The sequence below is a fragment of the Burkholderia sp. AU18528 genome (assembly GCF_002223215.2).
Lineage (GTDB): Bacteria > Pseudomonadota > Gammaproteobacteria > Burkholderiales > Burkholderiaceae > Burkholderia > Burkholderia semiarida.
Map to the genome: position 1 here is coordinate 169,985 of NZ_NKFC02000004.1, position 22,639 is coordinate 192,623.

Sequence of the window (22,639 nt, forward strand, 5' to 3'; positions counted from 1 at the left end):
TGCAAAAGTCCACTATTGTACGCGGCGCGGGCGACCGGGGCCGGCGTTTCGGCGCGGCGGCGCCGGCGCAACCGCCGTTCGCGCGCGCCGGCAGGGGCGGCGAGGCAGGGGGGGCGGCCGGGCGCCGCCGCCTCGCCGCCGGTCAGTGCGCGCCCGGCTGGCCGACGCGCGTGCTCGGATTGCCGGCCGGCCAGAACAGCGCCAGCGGATTCGACAGCATCGTGCGGACGATCGCCGCGACGAGCGCGCGCACCTTGGTCGGGCGCAGGCTGCGCGAGCGCACGGCCATCGTGAACGCGAGCGCGAAGCTCACGAGCACGTTGAGGATCGCCATGCTCAGCACGCCGGCGGCGGCCCACCACAGCTCGGGCGTGCCGAGCGCGCCCTTGCCCAGTACGCCGAGCGCGACGCCGATCGAGCCGGCCGACAGCGTCACGTGCCGCACCTCGAACGGGAACATGAACACGGTGACGATCGCCGGAACGAGGCCGAGCATCAGGCCGAGACCGACGTTCGCGACCACGCCGGCGACGTTCGACCGGCAGAAGTGCGCGAGCTTCGCGGCGCCGGCCGCGCCGAGCGTGAGGCGCAGCCGGCGGTTGTACGTGAGCGCGTCGCCGACCCGGTGCAGCACGAACCAGTTGTCGGCCCAGCCCGCGAGCAGGCTCGACGCCCACAGCAGCACGCCCGTCAGCGCCGCGTAGAACGGCGTCGGGCCCAGCAGCGAGAACGAATGCAGCGTCGCGTGCGCCTTCTCCGGCGAAATCACGTTCGTGTGCAGCACGTTGGCCGCGAACAGCTGCACGAGCAGGCACACGGGCAGCACGACGAGCACGTTGCCGGAAATCGCGGCCGCCTGCGTGCGGATCAGCGCGATCACCGACGCGACGAACGCCTTCACGCCGTCGTCGTGGCCGGTGTCGTCGAGCTCGCGCGCGAGCGTCGGCGCGGTCATCGCGGGCTGCTTGGTCGCGAGCGTGAAGTGCAGGAAGTGCATCAGCATGAAGCTGGCCGCGTAGTTGATGCCCGCGAGCAGCCCTTCGAGCATCGACTGCAGGTGCGCGCCGGTGATCGCGAACTTCACGCACACCGTCGCGACGGTGACGAGGCCGCCGCCAGCGGCCATCCGCAGCATCTTCAGGTACTCGGCGCGGCCGCGCGAGATGTAGTGTTCGCCGGTGTCCGCGTTGGTCTCGACGAGCTTGCGCGCGAACAGCGAGAAGTTGCTGCGCACGAGGTGCGCGACGCTCTGGCTGTTCTGGTTCGCGTCGACGAGCTCCGCCGTCAGGTGCGCCATTCCGTGCAGGTCGTCGCGCGCCATCCACGCGTTGAGCAGCGTTTCCGCGCGCAGGATGCGCATGCGCATCCGCTCGACCTGGAACACGATGTCGACCGACACGCCGTTGCGGTACAGGTGCGCGAACACGTCGTCGACGGCGATCCGGCATTCGTCGAGCAGCACGCGCAGGTAGTTGACCTCGTGCAGCAGCTTGCTCGGGTCGCCGCCGTCCTCGACGGCCGCATGCGCGGTCTCGACCGCGAGCATCGCGCGCGTCAGGCGGTAGAACGGCTGCGATTCGAGCGGCTGGCGTTCCAGCGGCTTGCGCGCATCGTCGTCGGACAGCCGGCTGCGCACCGTCTGCGACAGGCCGGTCGAGCTGATCTGGCAGGTCAGGTTGTGCAGCGCGGCCAGCAGGTCGCGCGAGAACGAGCCGGGCTCGTGGCGCTCTTCGTCGGTGACGTCGAACGACAGCAGTCGGGCGAGGCGCGCGAGCAGGTCGTCGGGCAGCGCGTCGATCCATTTCGCGTCCTCGGGCGCGGGGAACATCAGCGTGAACAGCGCCGACAGCTCGCGGCGGTTCGGCGCGGGCGGGATCAGCGACGAGTCGATCCGCTCGAACAGCGCGCCGAAGAAGCCCGAATGCACGGGCATGCCGGCGTCGCACAGCAGCGAGATGCCGTCGCACTCGCGCAGGATGCCGCGCAGGATGCGCGCGGCGTGCGCTTTCCACGCGGGGTTGCGATCGAGCACATGGAACAGGTAGCGCAGCCGCGCATGGGCCGGATACGCGCGCGTGTCGGCGTCGCGCGCGGCCGGCGCGTCCTGCACCGTGCCGTTGCGGCGCAGCCAGTGCGCGAGCTCGATCAGCCATTCGCTGCGCTCGGCGTACGACGCGTCGGCGTCGGCGTGCGCGAGCAGCGCATCGAGCTGGTGACCGGCATTGCGCGACGCGCGCCACTTCTTGATCAGGGTCGTCAGGGAACGAAACATAAACGGAATAGCGAAAGCCCGGGACGGGCGGGTTCGGGATGCCGGCCGGGAAAACGGCGCGGCGCCGGTGAGCACGGGTGAGACGGGGCCGGTGGCCGGACGACGCGCGGCGACCCGCGATGCGGCTGCCCCGCCGCGGTGCACGCGATTCGCGTGCGGGCGCCGGGAGGCACGGCGGTCGGGCTGAACGCGGCCCGGCGCCGCTGGCTGGCGCGCACGACTAACGGCGCAAGCCTGAAAGTGCGTAGGATCGTCAATCGGGCCGGAAAACGCAAGCCGACCGCTTGGCATGGCGCGGGTTCCGCCGGCTTTGACAAAGAATGTCAACGGCCGTTTCGGCCGATGGGACGCAGGTGCGAGGCGGGCTGCGGCGGCGCGCTGCCGGTGTCCGGCGCGTGCGACCGGACGCGCCGCGCCGTTCGACACCGCGCACGCGAACGCCGCGCCGTGTCGAACGTTCGCGCCCGTGCCGCCTGCGTTCGCTTATGCGCCCGACTTGCCCGTCGCGCCGGCGTCGCCGCCGGACGTCGGGTTGGCCGGACACGGCACGACCGGCGCGGCGGCCGTCTTGCCACCGGCAACCGGCGCGGCCGCCGCGCCGCCGCGAGCGGCCATCGCGCGCACGCCGGCCGCGGCCTGCGTCGCAATCACGTCGAGCGCGCGCCGGTGGCCGGCGACGAGCGCGTCGTAGCCGTCGGCGACCGGTTCCGCGACGCTCGTGCGGCAGGTCATCACGGCCTGCGTGGCGAGCGAGCGCACGCTCCACACGGCGTCGAGCGCGGCGCGCTTGCCCGGCCACGACTCGAAGCGCTGCACGTTCACGCTGATCCGGTATACGGGCACGCCGGCCGGATACGCGGAATTCGCGACGTCGATCGTGCCGAGCTGCGCGGCGAGATCGTCCGACAGCGCGCGGCGGATCTCGTCGGCGGGCGGCGACGCCCAGCGTTCCTGCTCGAGCACGTCGACCTGCGCGGCGTTCTTCTGCACGACCAGCTGGTTCTTCGCGACCTGCTCGGGCACGCCGACCGACGGCACCTCGATCAGGAACGCCGGGTTGGCAGGCGCGGTGCGCAGCGGCGCCGCGGCGTCGGCCGGGCTGAGCGTGTAGAACCGCGCGGGCGGCGAGCTGCACGCGGCGAGCGCGAGTGCGGCGAGTGCTGCCGCCGCGCCGCTCGCGAAACCGTTCACGCGTGTCGTCGTCATGGTTGATCTCCTGGCTTGCCCTTGAGCAGCGATTCGGGGTGACGCTCGAGATAATCGGCGAGCGCGTTCAGCGATTGCAGCGTGCGCGTGAGCTCCTTCAGCGCGCCGCGCACGTCGGACTGCAGCGGTGAATCCTGCTGCAGCGTCGCCTCGGCGGTCGAGAAGGTCTGCTTCGCGGCCGACAGCGTGTCGCGCGCTTGCGGCGCGACCTGCGTGTCGAGCTGCTTGAACAGCTTGTCGGCGTTCGCGAGCGCGCTGTTCAGGTTTGCGCCGATCTGGTCGAACGGCACCTTGTCGAGCTTCTTCGCGATGTCGGCGACCTGCAGCTGCAGCTCGTCGAGCGTATTCGGCACGGTCGGCAGCTCGAGCGGCTGGCGGGCCGTGTCGATCTTCGCGGCCGGCGCCTTCGGGAAGAAGTCGAGCGCGACGTACAGCTGGCTCGTCAGCAGGTTGCCGGTGCGCAGCTGGCCGCGCAGCCCGTGCTGGACGAGCCGCTCGACGATCTCGCGGCGCGCCGGTTCGCCCTTGCTCTCGATCGTCTCGCGGAAGCGGCGGCCGAGGCGTTCCGGATACACGTTCATCGTCACCGGCATCAGGAAGTTCTTCGTCTTCGGATCGAAGTCGATGCCGATGTTCGTCACCTCGCCGAGCACGATGCCGCGGAAGTCGACCGGCGCGCCGACGGCGAGCCCGCGCAGCGACTGGTTGAAGTTCATCACGACCTGCAGCGGCTGGCCGTCCGGGTCGCGCATCGCGTCGCCTTCGTCGGAGCCGAGACGGAACGTCGTGTTGTTCGGCGCGGTCGTGCCGGTGCCCTGGTTCGGCGGCGTCTGGAACGCGATGCCGCCGAGGATCACCGTCGCGAGCGACTGCGTGTTCAGCTTCAGGCCGCTCGAATCGAGCCGCAAGTCGACGCCGCTCGCTTGCCACCACCGCGTGTTCATCCCGATGTACTGGTCGTACGGCGCATTGACGAACACGTTGAACGTGACGCCCGTGCCGTCCTTGTCGAGCGAGAAGCCGACCACCTGGCCGACCTGGACGCGGCGGTAGTAGACCGGCGAGCCGATGTCGACCGAGCCGAGCGAATCGCCGCGCAGCACGTACTGCGTGCCTTTCTGGTCGCCCGTGACGGCGGGCGGCGTCTCGAGGCCCGTGAAGTCGGTCAGCGTGTCCTGGCCGTGGCCGGCGTCGACGCCGATGTATGCGCCGGACAGCAGCGTGCCGAGCCCCGACACGCCGGTCGCGCCGACGCGCGGCCGCACGATCCAGAAGCGCGAGCCCTTGACCGCGAAGTCCTCGGCTTCCTTCTTGAGCTGCACCTGGACCAGCACGCGCGACAGGTCCTTCGACAGCTTGATCGTCTTGACCATGCCGATCTCGACGTCCTTGTACTTGACCTGGGTCTTGCCCGGCTCGAGCCCTTCGGCGCTGTGGAAGCTGATCGTGATTTCCGGGCCGCGCTCGCGCACGGACTTGATCACGAGGCCGATGCCGATCAGCGCGGCGATCAGCGGCACGAGCCAGACGAGCGACGGCAGCCAGCCGCTTTTCGTCGAGATCGCCGGATCGGGCGGCCGGGGCGCGTCTTGCTGCGGGCCTTGTGGATTATTCATGGTGATTCCCTGAGGTTTCGACTGGATCCCAGATCAGGCGGGGATCGAACTGCATCGACGCGAGCATCGTCAGGATCACGACCGAGCCGAACGCGAGCGCGCCGGGGCCGGCCGTGATGACGGCGAGCGAACGGAAATGGACGAGCGCGACGGTCAGCGTCACGACGAAGATGTCGAGCATCGACCAGCGGCCGATGCGCTCGACGATCCGGTACAGGCGCGTGCGCTGCAGCGGCCGCCAGGCGGCGCGGCGCTGCGCACTCGTCGCGAGGATCGTCAGCACGCCGAGCTTGAGCATCGGCACCAGAATGCTGGCGACGAACACGACCACGGCGAGCGGCCAGTCGCCGGACGTCCAGAAATAGATGACGCCGCTCATGATCGTGTCCTGCTGCGAGCCGACGATCGACGACGTGCGCATGATCGGCAGCAGGTTCGCCGGAATGTACAGGATCGCGGCCGCGAGCAGCAGCGCCCACGTGCGCATGATGCTGTTCGGCGTGCGCACGTGAAGCGCGCTGCCGCAGCGCGCGCAATGCGCGTGCGGCTGGTCGATCGTCTGCACGAGCCCGCATGCGTGGCAGCTGGCATAACCCTCGCGGGCGGCGGTCGGCGTGGGGCTCGTCATCGGCGGGGCGCGTCCGGCAGCGGCGCGGCGGCGTCGGGCCGCCCGGGCGCGCGGCCGGCGCGCAGGTCGTCGGCTATGTCCCATACCGTACGCGGGTCGAACATCAGCACGACGGCGGTCATCAGCGTGAGCGCGCCGAACGCGAACAGCGCCGCATCGGGCACGACGCGCGCGAGGCTCACCATCTTCACGATCGTGACTACGATGCCGAGCATGAACACCTCGATCATCCCCCACGGCCGCACGAGCTGGATCGTGCGCAGCACGAGGTTCAGGCCCGGCGGCACGACGCCGCGGCGGATCGGCAGCAGCACGTAAAGCAGCGCGGCCATCTCGACGAGCGGGAACAGCACGGTCGAGCAGAACACCATCACGCCGACGGCCGCCATGTCCTGATGCCACAGCGTGTCGATCGCGCCGATCAGCGTCGTCTGCACGCGCGTGCCGTTCAGGTCCATTTCCAGGATCGGGAACGCCTGCGCGATGATGAACGTGACGAGCGCCGCGACCGCGAGCGCGGTGATGCGCTCGATCTGCGTGGTGCTGTTGCGATAGAGCAGCGCGTCGCAGCGCGGACAGCGCGCGATCTCGCGACCGTGAAGACGCGGTTTATGCAACAGTGCGTCGCATTCGTGGCAGGCAATCAGGTCGTATCGTTGCATGGAAAAGGCGGTGTTGCGGCGGCTCGGGGACGCGTCGACGGGGCCGGAACCCGCGCCAATCTTACCAAAAGGGCTTTTTCGATGGGTCAAGGATCGTGTGCTGCGTGACCGATCGGTAACATGACGGGAAGCCGTCAGCCGGCTGGCGCGCCTGTCCTCAGAGTCCGCGCGCGTCAAAAGGTTGCGGTAGCATGGCGCCCTTGACATGCGTCGGACGAATTTACCGGCGCAGCCGTTCGCTGAACTGAGGAACCCACGATGGCATCGAAATCCCCGCCGGCCGTGCCGGCACGCTACGCGCATACCGCGATCGCGCTGCACTGGCTGATCGCACTGCTGATCGTCTGCGGCTTCGCGCTCGGCTGGGTGATGACGGACATCCCCGGCTTCACGCCGACCAAGCTGAAGTACTTCTCGTGGCACAAGTGGATCGGCGTGACGGTGTTCGCGCTGGCCGTCGTGCGCGTGCTGTGGCGTGCGACCCACGTGCCGCCGCCGCTGCCGGGCGACACGCCGGCGTGGCAGCGCGCGGCGTCGCACGGCGTGCACATGCTGCTGTACGTGCTGATGATCGTGATTCCGGCGACGGGCTACCTGTACAGCTCGGCGTCGAACATCCCGGTCGTCTATCTCGGCATCGTGCCGCTGCCGCGCCTGATCGACCCCGATCCGGCGCTCAAGGAAACCTTCAAGACGCTGCACGTGACTTTGAATTACATTCTGCTTGCGCTCGTTTCGCTGCACGTGCTCGCGGCGCTCAAGCACCAGTTGTTGGACCGCGACGGCCTGCTGTCGCGCATGCTTCCCTTTGCCAAATGAAGGATCCCATGAAAGTGTCTTTCTCCCGCTCCATGCTGACCGCGTTCGCCGCGGCGGCGCTTGTCGCGTCGGGCGCGGCGCATGCCGACGTCGATCTCGCGAAGAGCAAGGTGTCCGCCGTGTCGAAGCAGATGAACGTGCCGACCGAAGGCGCGTTCAAGAAGTTTTCCGCGCAGGTGAAGTTCGACCCGGCCAAAGCCGCGCAGGGCAGCGCGCAAATGACGATCGACGTCGCGAGCTTCGACCTCGGCGACAAGATGTACAACGACCAGGTCGCCGGCAAGGACTGGTTCGACGCGAAGACCTATCCGCAGGCGACCTTCGTGTCGTCGGCGATCGCGCCGGCCGGCGGCAACAAGTACAACGTGACCGGCAAGCTGACGATCAAGGGCAAGGCCGAGACTGTCACGGTGCCTGTCACGGTCGCGCAAAACGGCGCGACGCAGACGTTCGACGGCGTGCTGCCGATCAAGCGTTCGGCCTTCAACGTCGGCACCGGCGAGTGGAAGGACACGTCGATCGTCGCGGACGAAGTGCAGATCAAGTTCCATCTCGTCGCCACGAAGTAAGCGGCTGGTTGCCGCCTCAACTGAATGCCGCGCGAGGGCGCGGCGCCGTTTCCAGGAGAAAAAGTTTGAAAAAGCATCTGATCATCGCCGCAGGCGCGCTGGCCGCTTCGCTGTCGTTCTCGGCCTTCGCCGAAAGCGCAACGTACCAGTTCGACCCGAGCCACACGTACCCGAGCTTCGAGGCCGACCATTTCGGCGGCCTGTCGGTCTGGCGCGGCAAGTTCGACAAGTCGAGCGGCACCGTGACGCTCGATCGCGCGGCGAAGACCGGCACGGTCGACGTGACGACCGACATCGCGTCGATCCACACGGGCAGCGCGAAGCTCGACGAGCACCTGCAGACGGCCGAGTTCTTCGACGTGGCGAAGTTCCCGCAGGCGAACTACAAGGGCACGATCAAGTTCGACGGCGACAAGCCGGTGTCGGTGGTCGGCAACCTGACGCTGCATGGCGTCACGAAGCCGCTCACGCTGAAGATCGATTCGTTCAAGTGCATGCCGCACCCGATGCTCAAGCGTGAAGTGTGCGGCGTCGACGCGGTCGGCGAATTCAGCCGCGACGATTTCGGCCTCGACTACGGCAAGCAGTACGGCTTCAAGATGAAGACGAAGCTGCTGATCACGGCCGAAGCCGTCAAGCAGCAGTAATATTCCCCGACGCGGCCGGCCATCGCGCCGGCCCCCCGCGGGCAAACCGCCGCGCTCCCGTTACCGGGGCGCGGCGGTTTTTTTGCGCGCCTATAATCGCCCGAACGTCGCATGTGGCCATGCGGCGCCGGGCAGGCCGACGGCGCGACGTCGGCCGCCTCGAACATCGAACAGAACGTACAACGACAAGGAGATCGCCGATGCATGCCGTCACGCAGTCCAGCTCCATGGCTTCGTCGCCGCGCGTCTGGCGCGCGGTGGTCGCCGCGTCGATCGGCAACGCGCTCGAGTGGTTCGATCTCGTCGTCTACGGCTTTTTCGCGGTGACGATCTCGAAGCTGTTCTTCCCGGCCGGCAACGACACCGTGTCGCTGCTGCTCACGCTCGGCACGTTCGGCGTGTCGTTCTTCATGCGGCCGCTCGGCGCGATCGTGCTCGGCGCATACGCCGATCGCGCGGGCCGCAAGGCCGCGCTCACGCTGTCGATCCTGCTGATGATGGCCGGTACGCTCGTGATCGCGGTGCTGCCGACTTACCAGACGATCGGCGTCGCGGCGCCGCTGATCCTCGTCGCCGCGCGGCTGATGCAGGGCTTCTCGGCGGGCGGCGAGTTCGGCAGCGCGACCGCGTTCCTCGCCGAGCATGTGCCCGGGCGGCGCGGTTTCTTCGCGAGCTGGCAGGTCGCGAGCCAGGGGCTCACGACGCTGCTCGCGGCCGGCTTCGGCACCGTGCTGAACGCGCAGCTCACGGCGGACCAGATGGCTGCGTGGGGTTGGCGCGTGCCGTTCTTCTTCGGGCTGCTGCTCGGGCCGGTCGCGTACTACATCCGCGCGAAGGTCGACGAGACGCCCGAATTCCTCGCGGCCGAAAGCACCGCGAGCCCGCTGCGCGATACGTTCGCGTCGCACAAGGCGCGGCTCGTCGCGGCGATGGGCGTGGTCGTGCTGGGCACCGTCGCGACCTATCTCGTGCTGTTCATGCCGACCTACGGCGTGAAGCAGCTCGGCCTCGCGCCGTCCGCCGCATTTGCCGCGATTCTCGTCGTCGGCGTGATCCAGATGGCGTTCGCGCCGCTCGTCGGCCACTGGTCGGATCGCTACGGCCGCGTGCATGTGATGATCGCGCCGGCCGTCGGCATTCTCGTGCTGATCTATCCGGCGTTCGCGTATCTGGTCGCGCATCCGGGTTTCGGCACGCTGATCGCGCTGCAGGTGCTGCTCGCGTTCCTGATGACCGGCTATTTCGCGGCGCTGCCGGGGCTGTTGTCCGAGGTGTTTCCGGTGCAGACGCGCACGACCGGGATGTCGCTGGCGTATAACGTCGCGGTGACGATCTTCGGCGGCTTCGGGCCGTTCATCATCGCATGGCTGATCAAGACGACCGGGATGAAGACCGCGCCGAGTTTCTACCTGATGTTCGCGGCCGTGCTGAGCCTCGTGGCGCTGGTGGTGCTGCGGCGGCGGTTCGGGTTCCGGTGAGGCTTGGGTGAGGCGGGCGGTGGTTTTTATGTGCTGCCAACCATGCCGCCATGCGCCGCCTTTTTCGGCTGGTGATGTTTCAGCGATTGCCCCTGGCTCGGAATGAGCCTTACAAAATTCAGTCACGTCTTATGGCGATTTTGTCCCGTGCTTTGTAGAGTCTTGCGGGATATCTCGCACACCACCCGGCAATTGACCGGAAAGGACTGATATGGCGATTCAAGCACCAGCGAAGACAGGTTTCGAGAAATGGCAGGACGGCATTGACAAGGCGGCCGGAGATGCCAAATGGGATTCCTGGGATTGCGAAATCCGGATGGCAGTTGATGAGTACAACCGTCATCTTTCCGGGATAGCTGGGTATAGGCCGTTGGATTGGCAGCTTGTCAAGGCAATGTTATGGGTCGAATCCGGTCCGGCTAACTCGGAATGGAACATCAGGCCGATGCGCATCGGCGTTCCTGGCGATCCAGGGCTGTCATCCTTGCTGTCGGGAAACGAGGGTGGCGACTTGATTCTGCCACCGGCCTGGAAGGGACAACTGACGATGGGGTCGGTCCGAAGCATGCCGGCACATAACATTCGTGCGGGGATCGGTTACTTGCTGATGAAAACGGCTCATTATGAGTACCGCAGCGTGTCGAACGTCGATGTCAAAATCTATGAGGTCATCGTTAAGCCAGGCGATAACCTCGACAAGATTGCAAAGGCGCAAGCAAGCACAGTAGATACGCTGAGAAAGTTCAATCCGACCGCTGCCGTTCTACGACCTGGGCAGACGTTGAAGTATCAGAAAGCGTCTGTGCAACGCGTCATCACAAGCTGGCGACAGATCTCCACAACGTTGATAGCACAACGCTATAACGGAGGAGGCGATTTCAATTACGCGGCAAAACTCGACTATGCATTGAAGGCGATGCAGAAAAGGACGGGGGCGATATGCGTAGAATAGTATTTTTAGTTGCAGCTGTTGCCTTTCCGCTCGTTTCGATAGCTGCCTCGCATACTTCGGTTCAGAGCGAGCGCGAACTGCGCGGCGAATGCTCGAATGGAGTGACTGGCGTAAGAGAGTGTTTGCAGCGGAAGCAGGAGGACAGTGAGGTCGAGCTGAGGCGTGCCGAAGAAAAGGTGCGTAATGCGTTTGCCAAGTGGGATGAGGACTCCAAGTTCATCAGTCTGGCCACGACAAGGCTGGCCGCGTCGAAGAAAGCTTTCGTGAAATACCGTGAAGCGCAATGCGCATTCGCCTCGGCATTGGGCGGGGGCGCCATTGGCAATGCGCTTGAGATGAGGAGGCTAGCCTGTGTTGCAGAACTCAATAACAGGCGCGCCGCGCAACTACGCGACGCGGTGTCTGACTTGCCACTGAAGTAGCGCGCATGAATTGGCGCGTGCTCATGGTCTTGGCGGCGTCCACCTCTCCTGGCGGTGTCTGGAGTGCGACAGTCGCTGCCGACAACGCTTTTACAGGCAACTTCCAGGGAACCGGCAGAGCCTGTTCGGGTGCACTCTATGTACGCGCTAAGACGATCGAGTGGAATTCAAGCTACAGCATCTGCAAGTCGTCCCCCTACGAAATTCTGGAGAAGAAATTCGATGGCGACCAGGAGCGAATAGTCTTTCGTTTGAAGAATCGCAGTAGTCGATGCCGTTACTCTGTCGTAGAAGTTGAGCGAGCAAGCGGCTACAACTGGAACGTGAGCGGCTACCAATCTTTGGAAGGGTTTCGGAAAAGAGATTTACCGGAATGGAGTAATTCACCGTTACCAGAAAGGCAAATATTGTCGTGCTCGATGACCGGGCCAGATTGAGTTGGAAGCCGGAATCATGTAGACGGATTACCTTCCGATTCGCAGACCGGCTTCGCCAGCATCGACCATGGTTTCGCATCAACCTTCGCAATCGCGCGCCCTACCAGCGCATCGAGCGCTTGCCGGAGTTGCGAGTCGACGGTCGTGCCGATTTCACGCGGCGGCAGCGCCGCGCTCGTCGACCGAGCGACCTTCGCGTGCGGGAACGGGACGGGCACGAGCCGGTTCGCATCGGGCGCGCCGGGTGGTGGTTTCACTTATGCGGCAAAGCCAACTGCGCATTGAAGGCGATGCAATAGGGGACAGGGCGAATATGCGAAAAATCGTATTATTAGTCGCGGCTATTACTTTTCCAATCATCTCCATAGCCGCGCCGGATACCCCGGTTCAGAGTGAGCGCGAACTGCGCGGCGAATGCTCGAACGGAGTGATTGGCGTCTCCTCATTGGGCGGAGGTGCTATAGGCAATGCACTTGAGATGCGGCGTCTGGCCTGTGTTGCAGAACTCAACAACAGACGCGCCGCGCAACTACGCGACGCGGTGTCTGACTTGCCGTTGAAATAGCGTGGCCATATCCCCATCGCGACGCGACGGCACGATACCGTAGCCCGCCGCCCGTGCCGTCGCGTCGCGAGAAGAGGGCGGCGACGCCCACATGAAAAAAGGCCGGTCCAACAGGACCGGCCTTCGTATATCCGCCGAAACCGCGCAGCGCTCAAACCTGCGCGCCCGCGTTCGGATCGTCCGGATCGTGCGCGGTCTTCTTTTCCTTGATCAGGTCTTCGCGCTTGATGCCGAGCCACATCGCGAGCGAGCCCGCGACGAACACCGACGAGTAGATGCCGAACATGATGCCGACCGTCAGCGCGAGCGCGAAGTAGTGCAGCGTCGGGCCGCCGAAGAAGAACATCGACAGCACCATCATTTCCGTCGACGTGTGCGTGATGATCGTACGCGACATCGTGGTCGTGATCGCGTGGTTGATCACTTCCTGCACGCTCATCTTGCGTTCGCGGCGGAACGTCTCGCGGATCCGGTCGAAGATGACGACCGACTCGTTGACCGAGTAGCCGAGCACCGCGAGGATCGCCGCGAGCACCGCCAGCGAGAACTCCCACTGGAAGTACGCGAAGAAGCCGAGAATGATCACGACGTCGTGCAGGTTGGCGATGATGCCGGCCACCGCGTACTTCCATTCGAAGCGGAACGACAGGTAGATCACGATGCCGATCACGACGCACGCGAGCGCGAGCAGACCGTCGGTCGCGAGCTCGCGGCCGACCTGCGGACCGACGAACTCGACGCGCTGCAGCGTGACGTCCGGGCTCTGCGCCTTCAGCGCGCCCATCACCTGGTCGCTCTGCTGCGCGGACGTGAGGCCTTCCTTCAACTGCAGGCGGATCAGCACGTTGCGCGACGTGCCGAAGTTCTGCACCTGCGCGTCGGCATAGCCGAGCTTGCCGAGCGTCGCGCGCACGGGTTCGAGCTCCGCGGCCTGCTGGTACTGCACCTCGATCACCGTACCGCCGGTGAATTCGACGGACAGGTGCAGCCCGCGGTGGAACAGGAAGAACACGGCGGCGAGGAACGTGACCAGCGAGATCACGTTGAACACCAGCGCGTGCCGCATGAACGGAATGTCTTTACGGATGCGGAAAAATTCCATGGCTTCGTCTCCGGGGCCTTATTGGGTCGAGCCCGGTTTCTTCGGCGACACGCCTTGCTGCGCGCGGTTGCGCAACTGCGGCTTGCCGGCGCGCGGCGCATTGCCCTTCGCCGGGGCGGCGAGCTTCGCGGCGCGCGCGGTGTCGGTCGATTCGTCCGCGTCGGTGAACGACGCGGCGGCCGCGCCTTCCGGCTTCCACACCTGGCCGATCGCGAGCGACTTCAGCTTCTTGCGGCCGCCGTACCAGAGGTTGACGATCCCGCGCGAGAAGAACACCGCGGAGAACATCGACGTCAGGATGCCGAGGCAGTGCACGATCGCGAACGCGCGAACCGGGCCCGAGCCGAACGCGAGCAGCGCGAGGCCGGCGATCAGCGTCGTGACGTTCGAATCGAGAATCGTCGCCCACGCGTGCGCGTAGCCGGCCTGGATCGCGAGCTGCGGCGGCTGGCCGGCGCGCAGTTCTTCGCGCACGCGCTCGTTGATCAGCACGTTCGAGTCGATCGCCATGCCGAGCGCGAGCGCGATTGCCGCGATACCGGGCAGCGTCAGCGTCGCCTGCATCAGCGACAGCACGGCGACGAGCAGCAGCAGGTTCACCGACAGGCCGATCACCGATACCACGCCGAACAGCATGTAGTACGCGATCATGAACACGGCAATCGCGCAGAAGCCCCAGATCACCGAGTGGATGCCCATCTTGATGTTGTCGGCGCCGAGGCTCGGGCCGATCGTGCGTTCCTCGATGATGTCCATCGGCGCGGCGAGCGAACCGGCGCGCAGCAGCAGCGCGAGATCGGCCGCGGCCTGCGGCGTCGGCTGGCCCGTGATCTGGAAGCGGTCGCCGAGTTCGGACTGGATCGTCGCGACCGTCAGCACTTCGCCCTTGCCCTTCTCGAACAGCACCATCGCCATCGGCTTGCCGATGTTCTCGCGCGACACCGTGCGCACCGCGCGGCCGCCCGCCGAATCGAGGCGGATGTTGACCGACGGACGCTGGTGTTCGTCGAAGCCGGCCGATGCGTCGATGATGCGGTCGCCGGTGAAGATCACGTCCTTCTTCAGCAGCACGGGCGCCTGGTTGCCCTGCGTGAACAGCTCCTCGCCCGGCGGCACGGGGTCGTTCGGGTTCGGGTGCGTGTTGATCGGATCGGCAAGACGCGCCTCGAGCGTCGCGGTGCGGCCGATGATGTCCTTCGCCTTCGCGGTGTCCTGCACGCCCGGCAGCTCGACGACGATGCGGTCGCTGCCCTGCTGTTGCAGGATCGGCTCGGACACGCCGAGTTCGTTGACGCGGTTGTGCAGCGTCGTCAGGTTCTGCTTGAGCGCGGCGTCCTCGACGGATTTCTGCACGGCCGGCGTGAAGGTGCCGACCACCTGCGTGCCGCCGCCGCCGGGCTGGGTCGCCCATTGCAGCTCGGTGATCGACGCGGCGAGCACCTTGCGGGCATCTTCCGCCGTCTGCGCATCGCTGAAGTTGACGACCACGGACTGCTCGACGCGGCTCACGCCGCCGTCGCGGATGTTCTTGTCGCGCAGCAGCGCGCGTGCGTCGGACGCGTCGGAGTCGAGTTTCTTCGTGAGCGCGCCCGTCATGTCGACCTGGAGCAGGAAGTGCACACCGCCGCGCAGGTCGAGGCCGAGATACATCGGCAGCGCGTGCAGCGCGGTCAGCCAGCGCGGCGACGCGCTCTGCAGGTTCAGCGCGACGACGTACTGCGGATCGTTCGGGTCGGTGTTCAGCGATTTCTGCAGCAGGTCCTTGACGCGCAGCTGCGTATCGGTGTCCTTCAGGCGCACGCGGATGTTCGCGCTGGTCGCCGTGTTCTCGAAGGTGATGTCGTCCGGCTTGATCTGCGCGGACGCGAGCGCCGATTCGACCTGGGTCAGCGTGGTCGAGTCGAGCTTGACCGTGGCCTTGCCGCTCGACACCTGCACCGCCGGCGCTTCGCCGAAGAAGTTGGGCAATGTGTACAGAAGGCCGATGGCGAGCGCCACGACCATCACGACATATTTCCAGAGTGGATAACGATTCATGAGGGGGCCGAACGGGTGGTTGGCGTGAAAGCGTCGCGTCCGGCGCCGCGGCGGCCCGCTCTCTCAGGCGGGCACGGCGCGGGGAGCCGGACGCTCGGTGAAGGCCTTACAGCGACTTGATCGTGCCCTTCGGCAGAATGGTCGTGACGGCAGCCTTCTGCACGGTGATTTCGGTGCCTTCGGCGATTTCGACGCCGATGTAGCCTTCGGTGACCTTCGTCACCTTGCCGACGAGGCCGCCGCTCGTGACGACTTCGTCGCCCTTCGCCATGGCCGCGAGCATGTTGCGGTGTTCCTTCTGGCGCTTCATCTGCGGACGGATCATGATGAAGTACAGCACCGCGAACATCAGGATGAGCGGCAGGAAGCTCATCAGGCTCGATTCGGCGCCACCGGCACCTTGCGCGAAGGCATTGGAAATGAACGGCACGTTGGTCTCTCCGTAGGGGAAGATCGAAAAATAAGCCGGTCATTCTACCACCGGCCCCATGCCGCAACGGAGCGACACATGCGCTTTGAGATCAAGTGCTTAAAGTGCGAGCCGGCGACGTTGCGACTGATATGGAAGGTAATTGTAATGTTTGGCGATCTGGACTGATAGATGTCGGCGCGTTTTTAGTACTAGTCCTATTCTTGCTGGCCACCTGGTCGGCCGGCCGACGTTATGTGGAACGCGTCAAGCATATGGGTCTCGACCGTTTGGTCGATTGCGGCGACGAACCGCAGGGCGCGAGCCGTGCTGCGCGGACGGTACTACGGCTTGCATCGACTCGCCGCGGCGAATGCCGGTGTGTCGCGTGGCGGGCGGCATCGTGCAGTCGGACAGGCCGATGTCGTTCGAGACGTACTCGATCAGCCCTCACCGCGAGCAGACCGGCAACGGGTAGCGGCGGGCATTCCGACAGGCCCGCGAGCGATTCGCCCCTCGCCACCGGGCTGGATCGGCGCGTAATGGGATCTCGCTATTTTCGAGATGGAATTTCGGTTACGGTGATGTCAGGATAATTGACAGTAGAGGTGCAGATGTCGCTTCGTTCCGCCGTGATTCAGGGCATCGACGAAATAAATCGTGAACGAATCAATGGATTTCGCCCCGATCTGTCTCGCTTGTTCGTCGATTTGAGTCGGCATCCCGGTAATGTCGGCGCGATTGTTGTTGCACCAGCCGAAAATCATGTTGGCTACGAGGTATTGTCATTTTCCCCGTCGTCTGAATTGCCTGAACCGGAAGCGTCCCTCGGGGTGGATCTGTGGGAGTGTGCGAAAGATCATTATGGTCTAACAGGCTCGGCTGTTTTGACGGGTGTGGCTGGAATGCCGATCCATAAAAAACTTCTTGGACACATGGTGCATCCAAGGGCCAGTAAATACACGAATATTGTCAGTAGTGTGGGTCTCAAATTTTTCCCGAGATTGGTATTGCCTTCCGGCTCCATGGCGGCGAGACTTGCCCGGAAAACTCTGGGTACGATTCGTGTATTCGGAGTTGTTGGACGCGCTTCCGGGTATGGTGCTATTGCTCTGGGGGTGATCGACGCAGTGGTTATTGGCAAGTGTGCGTATGACGCGAGATATGGAAGCTGAAGCTCGACCGGTGCCGTCTAAAAAGGAGATCATCGAGACGGTGATTGATATTTTTGTCAGGGAGATTGGGTTTGTTGAGCGGAGCGAGATATCAAAAGATACGGATATTCTCGGCGATTTCAAAATTGATCACGATGATATTACGATGTTCATAACGATGACGTTCAAGCATTTTAATATCCCGGTGTTCATCGAGGACGATTTTCCGCTAACCATAGAGGGTGTCTCGGATTTTATTTTCGACTACATCTCGTCGGGACGAAAGGATGAAGACCCGCGGGACAAGCAAGGGCTCTGGGGGAAGTTCCTGAAGTGGATCAGCTTATAAAAAAGGATGTATGGCGAACGAGACGCTTGTGCGCGCTTTTCATGTTGCGGTGCGGACTGACTTGTCAGGGCGACAAGCGGACCTCGACTCCGGCGTGCTGCAGAAGAGTGCGCATCGACTCATCGGCCGGCTGAATGTCGGGGGCACGGATTGCTATCGAGCGGCGTTCGAGGCATGGCTTCGGCCGGCCGCGTGACACGGGAGCGTGCCCGGCACGCGGCAGGCCGGCTTTTCGGCATAAGCGCAACTCGATGGTGATGGAAGATCGCGCGCGCCGTGTGCGAATTTACCGTCAGTCGACCCCTCTCGCCCGATCCTCCGCGAAGCGCTGCCGGAATGCGTCGAACGTATGCGTTTCGATCGCGTCGCGGATCTCGCTCATCAGTTGCAGGTAGTAGTGCAGGTTGTGGATCGTGTTGAGCTGCGCGCCGAGGATTTCGCCGACCCGGTGCAGGTGATGCAGGTAGCCGCGCGAGAAGTTCTGGCACGTGTAGCAGGTGCAGGTCGAATCGAGCGGCTTCAGCGAGTTCTTGTGCGTCGCGTTGCGGATCTTCACGTCGCCGAAGCGCGTGAACAGCCAGCCGTTGCGCGCGTTGCGGGTCGGCATCACGCAGTCGAACATGTCGATGCCGTTCGCGACGCCGTCGACCAGATCCTCCGGCGTGCCGACGCCCATCAGGTAGTGCGGCTTGCTGGCCGGCAGCTTCGGGCCCACGTGCCGCAGCACGCGCATCATGTCTTCCTTCGGCTCGCCCACCGACAGCCCGCCGATCGCGAGGCCGTGGAAGCCGAGTTCCGAGAGGCCCGCGAGCGATTCGTCGCGCAGATCCTCGAACATCCCGCCCTGGACGATCCCGAACAGCGCGTTAGGGTTGCCGAGCCGGTTGAATTCGTCGAGCGAGCGCTTCGCCCAGCGCAGCGACATGCGCATCGAGTCGGCCGCTTCCTTGTGCGTCGTCGGCACACCGTTGGTCGCGTACGGCGTGCATTCGTCGAACTGCATCACGATGTCCGAGTTCAGCACCTTCTGGATCTGCATCGACACTTCCGGCGACAGGAACAGCTTGTCGCCGTTGATCGGCGACGCGAACGTGACGCCGTCCTCGGTGATCTTGCGCAGGTCGCCGAGCGAGAACACCTGGAAGCCGCCGGAGTCGGTCAGGATCGGCTTGTTCCAGCCCATGAAGCCGTGCAGGCCGCCGTGCGCGTCGATCGTGTCGAGGCCCGGGCGCAGCCACAGGTGGAACGTGTTGCCCAGGATGATCTGGGCCTTGATCTCGTGCAGCTCGCGCGGCTGGATCGCCTTCACGGTGCCGTACGTGCCGACCGGCATGAAGATCGGCGTCTCGACCGTGCCGTGGTTGAGCTTCACGCGGCCGCGGCGCGCGTGGCCGTCGGTCGTCAGCAGTTCGAATTCGAGCCCGTTGGCGGGGCGGTCCTGCACGGGGGCGCTCGGATGAGCGTGCGTATCGTGGGATGAACCTTCGGTCATCGCGTCATTCTCCTTGCCACCGAAGAACAGTTCGGCGCATGTTGGAAACGCCGCCGGGCAGCCGGCGGCGGGGAAAGCGGGTGCGCGCCATCGTAGCGCGTACGGCGGGAAAACGGGGTAACAGCGCGCGGCGCGACCGCGCGGCACGCACCGGCTGCTGGCGATCGCAGGCCGGTGCGTGATCGCGCACGCCGCGCTTACGCGCCCGGCGCCTCCGGCGTGTCGCGCCGCGTGAGCAGCATCGCGTCGCCGTAGCTGAAGAACCGGTAGCGTTCTTCGATCGCGTGCCGGTACGCGGCGCGGATCGTCTCGACGCCCGCGAACGCGGACACCAGCATCAGCAGCGTCGATTTCGGCAGATGGAAATTCGTGACGAGCCGGTCGACCACGCGGAAACGATAGCCGGGCGTGATGAAGATGTCGGTCTCGGCCTGCGTCGCCGCGAGCGCGCGGCCGGCTTCGTCGGCCGAGCGCGCCGCGGCTTCGAGCGCGCGCATCGACGTCGTGCCGACCGCGATCACGTTGCCGCCGCGCGCACGCGTCGCGGCGATCTTGTCGACGAGCGACTGCGGCAGGTCGTACCACTCGCTGTGCATCTTGTGCTCGGCGATGTTCTCGACGCGCACCGGCTGGAACGTGCCGGCGCCGACGTGCAGCGTGAGCGTCGCGCGCTCGACGCCCATCGCGTCGAGCTTCTCCAGCAGGGGCTGGTCGAAATGCAGGCCGGCCGTAGGAGCAGCGACCGCGCCCGGGTTGCTCGCGTAGACCGTCTGGTAGCGCGTTTCGTCGGTCGCGTCGGGATCGTGCTCGATATACGGCGGCAGCGGCAGGCGGCCGTATTGCTCGATCAGGTCGAGGCACGGCGCGGGAAAGTGCAGCGTGAAGAACGGCTCGACGCGCTCGCCGACCGTCACGTCGAACGCATCGGCCAGACGCAGCGTCGTGCCGGCGCCCGGCGACTTGCTCGCGCGGATCTGCGCGAGCGCCGTGTGCGTGCCCGTCACGCGCTCGATCAGCACCTCGATCCTGCCGCCGCTGGCCTTCTGGCCGAAGAAACGCGCCTTCAGCACCTTGGTATCGTTGAACACGAGCAGGTCGCCGGGCGCGATGCACGCCGGCAACTCGGTGAAATGGCGGTCGACGAGGCGGGCGGGCTCGACGGTGCCGTCGACCTCGAGCAGGCGGCTCGCGGTGCGGTCGGGCAGCGCGGTTTGTGCAATCAGCTCGGGCGGCAGATTGAAATCGAAATCGGAAAGCGTGAACATGCGGGCTGGTTCGAAGCGGCCGGCGGGCGTCGCCGGCAGGGCGGAAACGCGTGATCGGGGCGCGCGAGCCGCTATGATGACGGGATGCGCGGCCTGGCCGGCGTCGTTCGTTCGGACGACGTGAAAGCCGCTATTGTACTTGCCTTGCGAAGCACCCAGACGATCCGATGCCCGTGTCACCACGCCGTTCCCCCGCTGCCGTTGCCGATTCCGCCGATCCGTTCGACGCGGACGATGCCGCCTCGTTAGCGCCGCCCGCAGCGGGCCCCGGCGCGCGCCGCGCCGGCCCGAAGCGCGGCGCCGACGGCCGGCTCGCGCAGCCCGCGGCGGCCGCGCCCGAGGCCGACGGCGCCGCCGCCGCGAGCGACGAAGCAGGCGCGGCCGGCGCGAAGCGCAAGAAGAAGCCGGCCGCCGACAAGCCGGTGAAAACCGCCGACAAGCTCGCGAAGCTCGGCCTCACGCGTTCGATCGATCTCGTGCTGCATCTGCCGATGCGCTACGAGGATGAAACCACGCTCACGCCGATCGGCGAGCTGTTGCCGGGCGGCATCGCGCAGACCGAAGGCGTCGTGTTCGACAACGAGGTCGCCTACCGGCCGCGCCGCCAGCTGGTCGTGAAGATCCAGGACGACGACGGCGAGCAGCTCGTGCTGCGCTTCCTGAATTTCTACGGGTCGCAGGTCAAGCAGATGGCCGTCGGCCAGCGGCTGCGCGTGCGCGGCGACGTGCGCGGCGGCTTTTTCGGGATGGAGATGGTGCATCCGGCCGTGCGCGTCGTCGAAGCCGACGCGCCGCTGCCGCAGGTGCTCACGCCCGTCTACCCGAGCACGGCCGGCGTATCGCAGGCGTACTTGCGCAAGGCGATCGAGAACGCGGTCGAGCGCACGCCGCTGCCCGAACTGCTGCCGCCGGAGATCCAGCGCGATTACCTGAAGCCGCTCGACGTGCCGACGCTCGAGCAGGCGGTGCGCATCCTGCACCATCCGCGCGTCGATTCCGACGAAGCCGCGCTGATGGACGGCTCGCATCCGGCGTGGACGCGCATCAAGTTCGAGGAGTTGCTCGCGCAGCAACTGTCGCTCAAGCGCGCGCACGAGGAGCGCCGCACGCGCGCCGCGCCCGCGATGCCGCGCCGCGGCGCGGCCGATGCCGATGCGCTGACGACGCGTTTCTACGCGGCGCTGCCGTTCACGCTGACCGGCGCGCAGGCGCGCGTCGTCGACGAAATCGCGCACGACCTCACGCTCGCGCACCCGATGCAACGCCTGCTGCAGGGCGACGTCGGCAGCGGCAAGACGGTCGTCGCCGCGCTGGCCGCCACGCAGGCGATCGACGCCGGCTACCAGGCCGCGCTGATGGCGCCCACCGAAATCCTCGCGGAGCAGCACGCGCGCAAGCTGCGCGCGTGGCTCGAGCCGCTCGGCGTGAAGGTCGCGTGGCTGGCGGGCAGCCTGAAGGCGAAGGAGAAACGCGCGGCGATCGAGGCGGCCGCGCTCGGCACCGCGCAGCTCGTGATCGGCACGCACGCGATCATCCAGGATACGGTCGAATTCGCGCGGCTCGGCCTCGTGATCGTCGACGAGCAGCACCGTTTCGGCGTCGAGCAGCGTCTCGCGCTGCGCGCGAAGGCGGCGAATGCGGCCAACGGCGCGCGCGACTTTCAGCCGCACCAGTTGATGATGTCGGCCACGCCGATCCCGCGCACGCTCGCGATGACGTACTACGCGGACCTCGAGGTGTCGACGATCGACGAGCTGCCGCCCGGCCGCACACCCGTGCTTACGCGCCTCGTCGGCGACGCGCGGCGCGACGAGGTGATCGCCCGCGTGCGCGAGGCCGCGCTGACCGGGCGCCAGGTGTACTGGGTGTGCCCGCTGATCGAGGAGAGCGAGACGCTGCAGCTGCAGACGGCCGTCGAAACCTACGAGACGCTCGCCGCCGCGCTCCCCGAACTGAAGGTCGGCCTCGTGCATGGCCGGCTGTCGCCGGCCGACAAGGCGGCCGTGATGGACGCGTTCACGCGCAACGAAGTGCAGCTGCTGGTCGCGACGACCGTGATCGAGGTCGGCGTCGACGTGCCAAACGCGTCGTTGATGGTGATCGAGCACGCGGAGCGCTTCGGCCTGGCGCAGCTGCACCAGTTGCGCGGCCGTGTCGGGCGCGGCACCGCGGCGTCGGTGTGCGTGCTGCTGTACACCGGGCCGCTGTCGATCGCCGGTCGCGAGCGGCTGAAGACGATGCGCGAGACGACCGATGGCTTCGAGATCGCGCGGCGCGACCTCGAAATCCGCGGGCCCGGCGAATTCCTCGGCGCGCGCCAGTCGGGCGCGGCGATGCTGCGCTTCGCGAACCTCGAGACCGACGGCTGGCTGATCGAGCCGGCCCGCGAGGCCGCGGCGCGGCTGATTGCCGCGTATCCCGAGGTCGTCACGCAGCATCTGGCGCGCTGGCTCGGCGCGCGCGAGCAGTACCTGAAGGCCTGATCCACCGGCTCGGGGCCGGATCGAACGCCACCGATCGACGCATCGCGATGCAGAGAAACTTGGCGAACCGGTGCC

Annotated in this window: 22 protein-coding genes; 11 read left to right on the plus strand and 11 right to left on the minus strand. The window is 66.0% G+C overall.

Annotation, left to right across the window (positions count from 1 at the left end):
* Positions 1-142: 142 nt before the first annotated feature.
* The 5 genes from CFB52_RS03350 to CFB52_RS03375 form a co-directional block, all read right to left on the minus strand.
* On the minus strand, positions 143-2,272 hold the full coding sequence (locus tag CFB52_RS03350) for a site-specific recombinase (RefSeq protein WP_059581147.1): 2,130 nt from the start codon (positions 2,270-2,272) through the stop codon (positions 143-145).
* A 483-nt stretch (positions 2,273-2,755) separates the two neighbouring features.
* A complete protein-coding gene (locus tag CFB52_RS03360) occupies positions 2,756-3,478 on the minus strand; it encodes a membrane integrity-associated transporter subunit PqiC (protein WP_059581149.1) in 723 nt (240 codons plus the stop codon).
* Positions 3,475-5,094 carry an intermembrane transport protein PqiB gene (locus CFB52_RS03365; protein WP_059581152.1) on the minus strand — a complete coding sequence of 540 codons (1,620 nt, stop codon included), beginning with the start codon at positions 5,092-5,094 and terminating at the stop codon, positions 3,475-3,477. The genes CFB52_RS03360 and CFB52_RS03365 overlap by 4 nt, the downstream gene beginning before the upstream one ends.
* Positions 5,087-5,722: a paraquat-inducible protein A gene (locus CFB52_RS03370; protein WP_059581155.1), complete on the minus strand. Its 636-nt coding sequence runs from the start codon at positions 5,720-5,722 to the stop codon at positions 5,087-5,089. Before CFB52_RS03370 ends, CFB52_RS03365 begins: the two co-directional genes overlap by 8 nt.
* Positions 5,719-6,384: a paraquat-inducible protein A gene (locus CFB52_RS03375; RefSeq protein WP_059581157.1), complete on the minus strand. Its 666-nt coding sequence runs from the start codon at positions 6,382-6,384 to the stop codon at positions 5,719-5,721. Before CFB52_RS03375 ends, CFB52_RS03370 begins: the two co-directional genes overlap by 4 nt.
* A 258-nt stretch (positions 6,385-6,642) precedes the next feature.
* Between CFB52_RS03375 and CFB52_RS03380 the strand changes: the two genes are divergently transcribed.
* From CFB52_RS03380 to CFB52_RS03415, 7 genes are all read left to right on the plus strand, one after another.
* Positions 6,643-7,203, plus strand: a complete 561-nt coding sequence (locus CFB52_RS03380) for a cytochrome b (RefSeq protein ID WP_059581160.1) — start codon at positions 6,643-6,645, stop codon at positions 7,201-7,203.
* Positions 7,204-7,211: 8 nt separating this feature from the next.
* Positions 7,212-7,772 carry a YceI family protein gene (locus tag CFB52_RS03385; RefSeq protein ID WP_006482463.1) on the plus strand — a complete coding sequence of 187 codons (561 nt, stop codon included), beginning with the start codon at positions 7,212-7,214 and terminating at the stop codon, positions 7,770-7,772.
* A gap of 65 nt (positions 7,773-7,837) precedes the next feature.
* Positions 7,838-8,419 carry a YceI family protein gene (locus CFB52_RS03390; protein WP_034187441.1) on the plus strand — a complete coding sequence of 194 codons (582 nt, stop codon included), beginning with the start codon at positions 7,838-7,840 and terminating at the stop codon, positions 8,417-8,419.
* Positions 8,420-8,619: 200 nt separating this feature from the next.
* The gene (locus CFB52_RS03400) at positions 8,620-9,897 is read left to right on the plus strand and encodes an MFS transporter (protein WP_099316077.1); all 1,278 of its coding nucleotides are present in this window, start codon (positions 8,620-8,622) and stop codon (positions 9,895-9,897) included.
* A gap of 211 nt (positions 9,898-10,108) precedes the next feature.
* Positions 10,109-10,849, plus strand: a complete 741-nt coding sequence (locus tag CFB52_RS03405; RefSeq protein ID WP_059581167.1) for a LysM domain-containing protein — start codon at positions 10,109-10,111, stop codon at positions 10,847-10,849.
* Positions 10,837-11,271: a lysozyme inhibitor LprI family protein gene (locus CFB52_RS03410; RefSeq protein WP_059581169.1), complete on the plus strand. Its 435-nt coding sequence runs from the start codon at positions 10,837-10,839 to the stop codon at positions 11,269-11,271. The genes CFB52_RS03405 and CFB52_RS03410 overlap by 13 nt, the downstream gene beginning before the upstream one ends.
* Positions 11,272-11,276: 5 nt before the next feature.
* Complete coding sequence (locus tag CFB52_RS03415) at positions 11,277-11,708, plus strand: hypothetical protein (protein ID WP_226094209.1); 432 nt, start codon at positions 11,277-11,279, stop codon at positions 11,706-11,708.
* A gap of 14 nt (positions 11,709-11,722) precedes the next feature.
* Here CFB52_RS03415 and CFB52_RS03420 read toward each other — a convergent pair whose 3' ends face one another.
* Positions 11,723-11,965: a hypothetical protein gene (locus CFB52_RS03420; RefSeq protein WP_099316078.1), complete on the minus strand. Its 243-nt coding sequence runs from the start codon at positions 11,963-11,965 to the stop codon at positions 11,723-11,725.
* 2 nt (positions 11,966-11,967) lie between these two features.
* Here CFB52_RS03420 and CFB52_RS03425 point away from each other — a divergent pair, with 2 nt between their 5' ends.
* A complete protein-coding gene (locus CFB52_RS03425; protein ID WP_257219930.1) occupies positions 11,968-12,273 on the plus strand; it encodes a hypothetical protein in 306 nt (101 codons plus the stop codon).
* A gap of 151 nt (positions 12,274-12,424) precedes the next feature.
* Here the strand turns inward: CFB52_RS03425 and secF are convergent, their stop codons facing one another.
* The 3 genes from secF to yajC all read right to left on the minus strand — a co-directional run bounded on the left by secF (position 12,425) and on the right by yajC (position 15,842).
* Positions 12,425-13,375 carry a protein translocase subunit SecF gene (gene secF / locus CFB52_RS03430; protein WP_059581175.1) on the minus strand — a complete coding sequence of 317 codons (951 nt, stop codon included), beginning with the start codon at positions 13,373-13,375 and terminating at the stop codon, positions 12,425-12,427.
* 18 nt (positions 13,376-13,393) lie between these two features.
* Positions 13,394-15,412 carry a protein translocase subunit SecD gene (secD, locus tag CFB52_RS03435; protein ID WP_059581177.1) on the minus strand — a complete coding sequence of 673 codons (2,019 nt, stop codon included), beginning with the start codon at positions 15,410-15,412 and terminating at the stop codon, positions 13,394-13,396.
* A 106-nt stretch (positions 15,413-15,518) separates the two neighbouring features.
* The gene (yajC, locus tag CFB52_RS03440; protein ID WP_006476868.1) at positions 15,519-15,842 is read right to left on the minus strand and encodes a preprotein translocase subunit YajC; all 324 of its coding nucleotides are present in this window, start codon (positions 15,840-15,842) and stop codon (positions 15,519-15,521) included.
* A 593-nt stretch (positions 15,843-16,435) separates the two neighbouring features.
* On the opposite strand from yajC, the gene CFB52_RS34110 reads away from it, so the two are divergent.
* Positions 16,436-16,996, plus strand: a complete 561-nt coding sequence (locus CFB52_RS34110; protein WP_124658310.1) for a hypothetical protein — start codon at positions 16,436-16,438, stop codon at positions 16,994-16,996.
* Entirely contained in the window at positions 16,986-17,324 is a 339-nt protein-coding gene (locus CFB52_RS03450; protein ID WP_124658309.1) for a hypothetical protein, read from the plus strand. Before CFB52_RS34110 ends, CFB52_RS03450 begins: the two co-directional genes overlap by 11 nt.
* A 292-nt stretch (positions 17,325-17,616) precedes the next feature.
* On the opposite strand, the gene tgt is transcribed toward CFB52_RS03450, so the two are convergent.
* Positions 17,617-18,816: a tRNA guanosine(34) transglycosylase Tgt gene (gene tgt, locus CFB52_RS03455; RefSeq protein ID WP_059581185.1), complete on the minus strand. Its 1,200-nt coding sequence runs from the start codon at positions 18,814-18,816 to the stop codon at positions 17,617-17,619.
* Between the two features lie 197 nt (positions 18,817-19,013).
* Entirely contained in the window at positions 19,014-20,081 is a 1,068-nt protein-coding gene (gene queA, locus CFB52_RS03460; protein ID WP_059581187.1) for a tRNA preQ1(34) S-adenosylmethionine ribosyltransferase-isomerase QueA, read from the minus strand.
* Between the two features lie 167 nt (positions 20,082-20,248).
* On the opposite strand from queA, the gene recG reads away from it, so the two are divergent.
* On the plus strand, positions 20,249-22,564 hold the full coding sequence (gene recG, locus CFB52_RS03465) for an ATP-dependent DNA helicase RecG (protein WP_099316079.1): 2,316 nt from the start codon (positions 20,249-20,251) through the stop codon (positions 22,562-22,564).
* Positions 22,565-22,639: the final 75 nt, after the last annotated feature.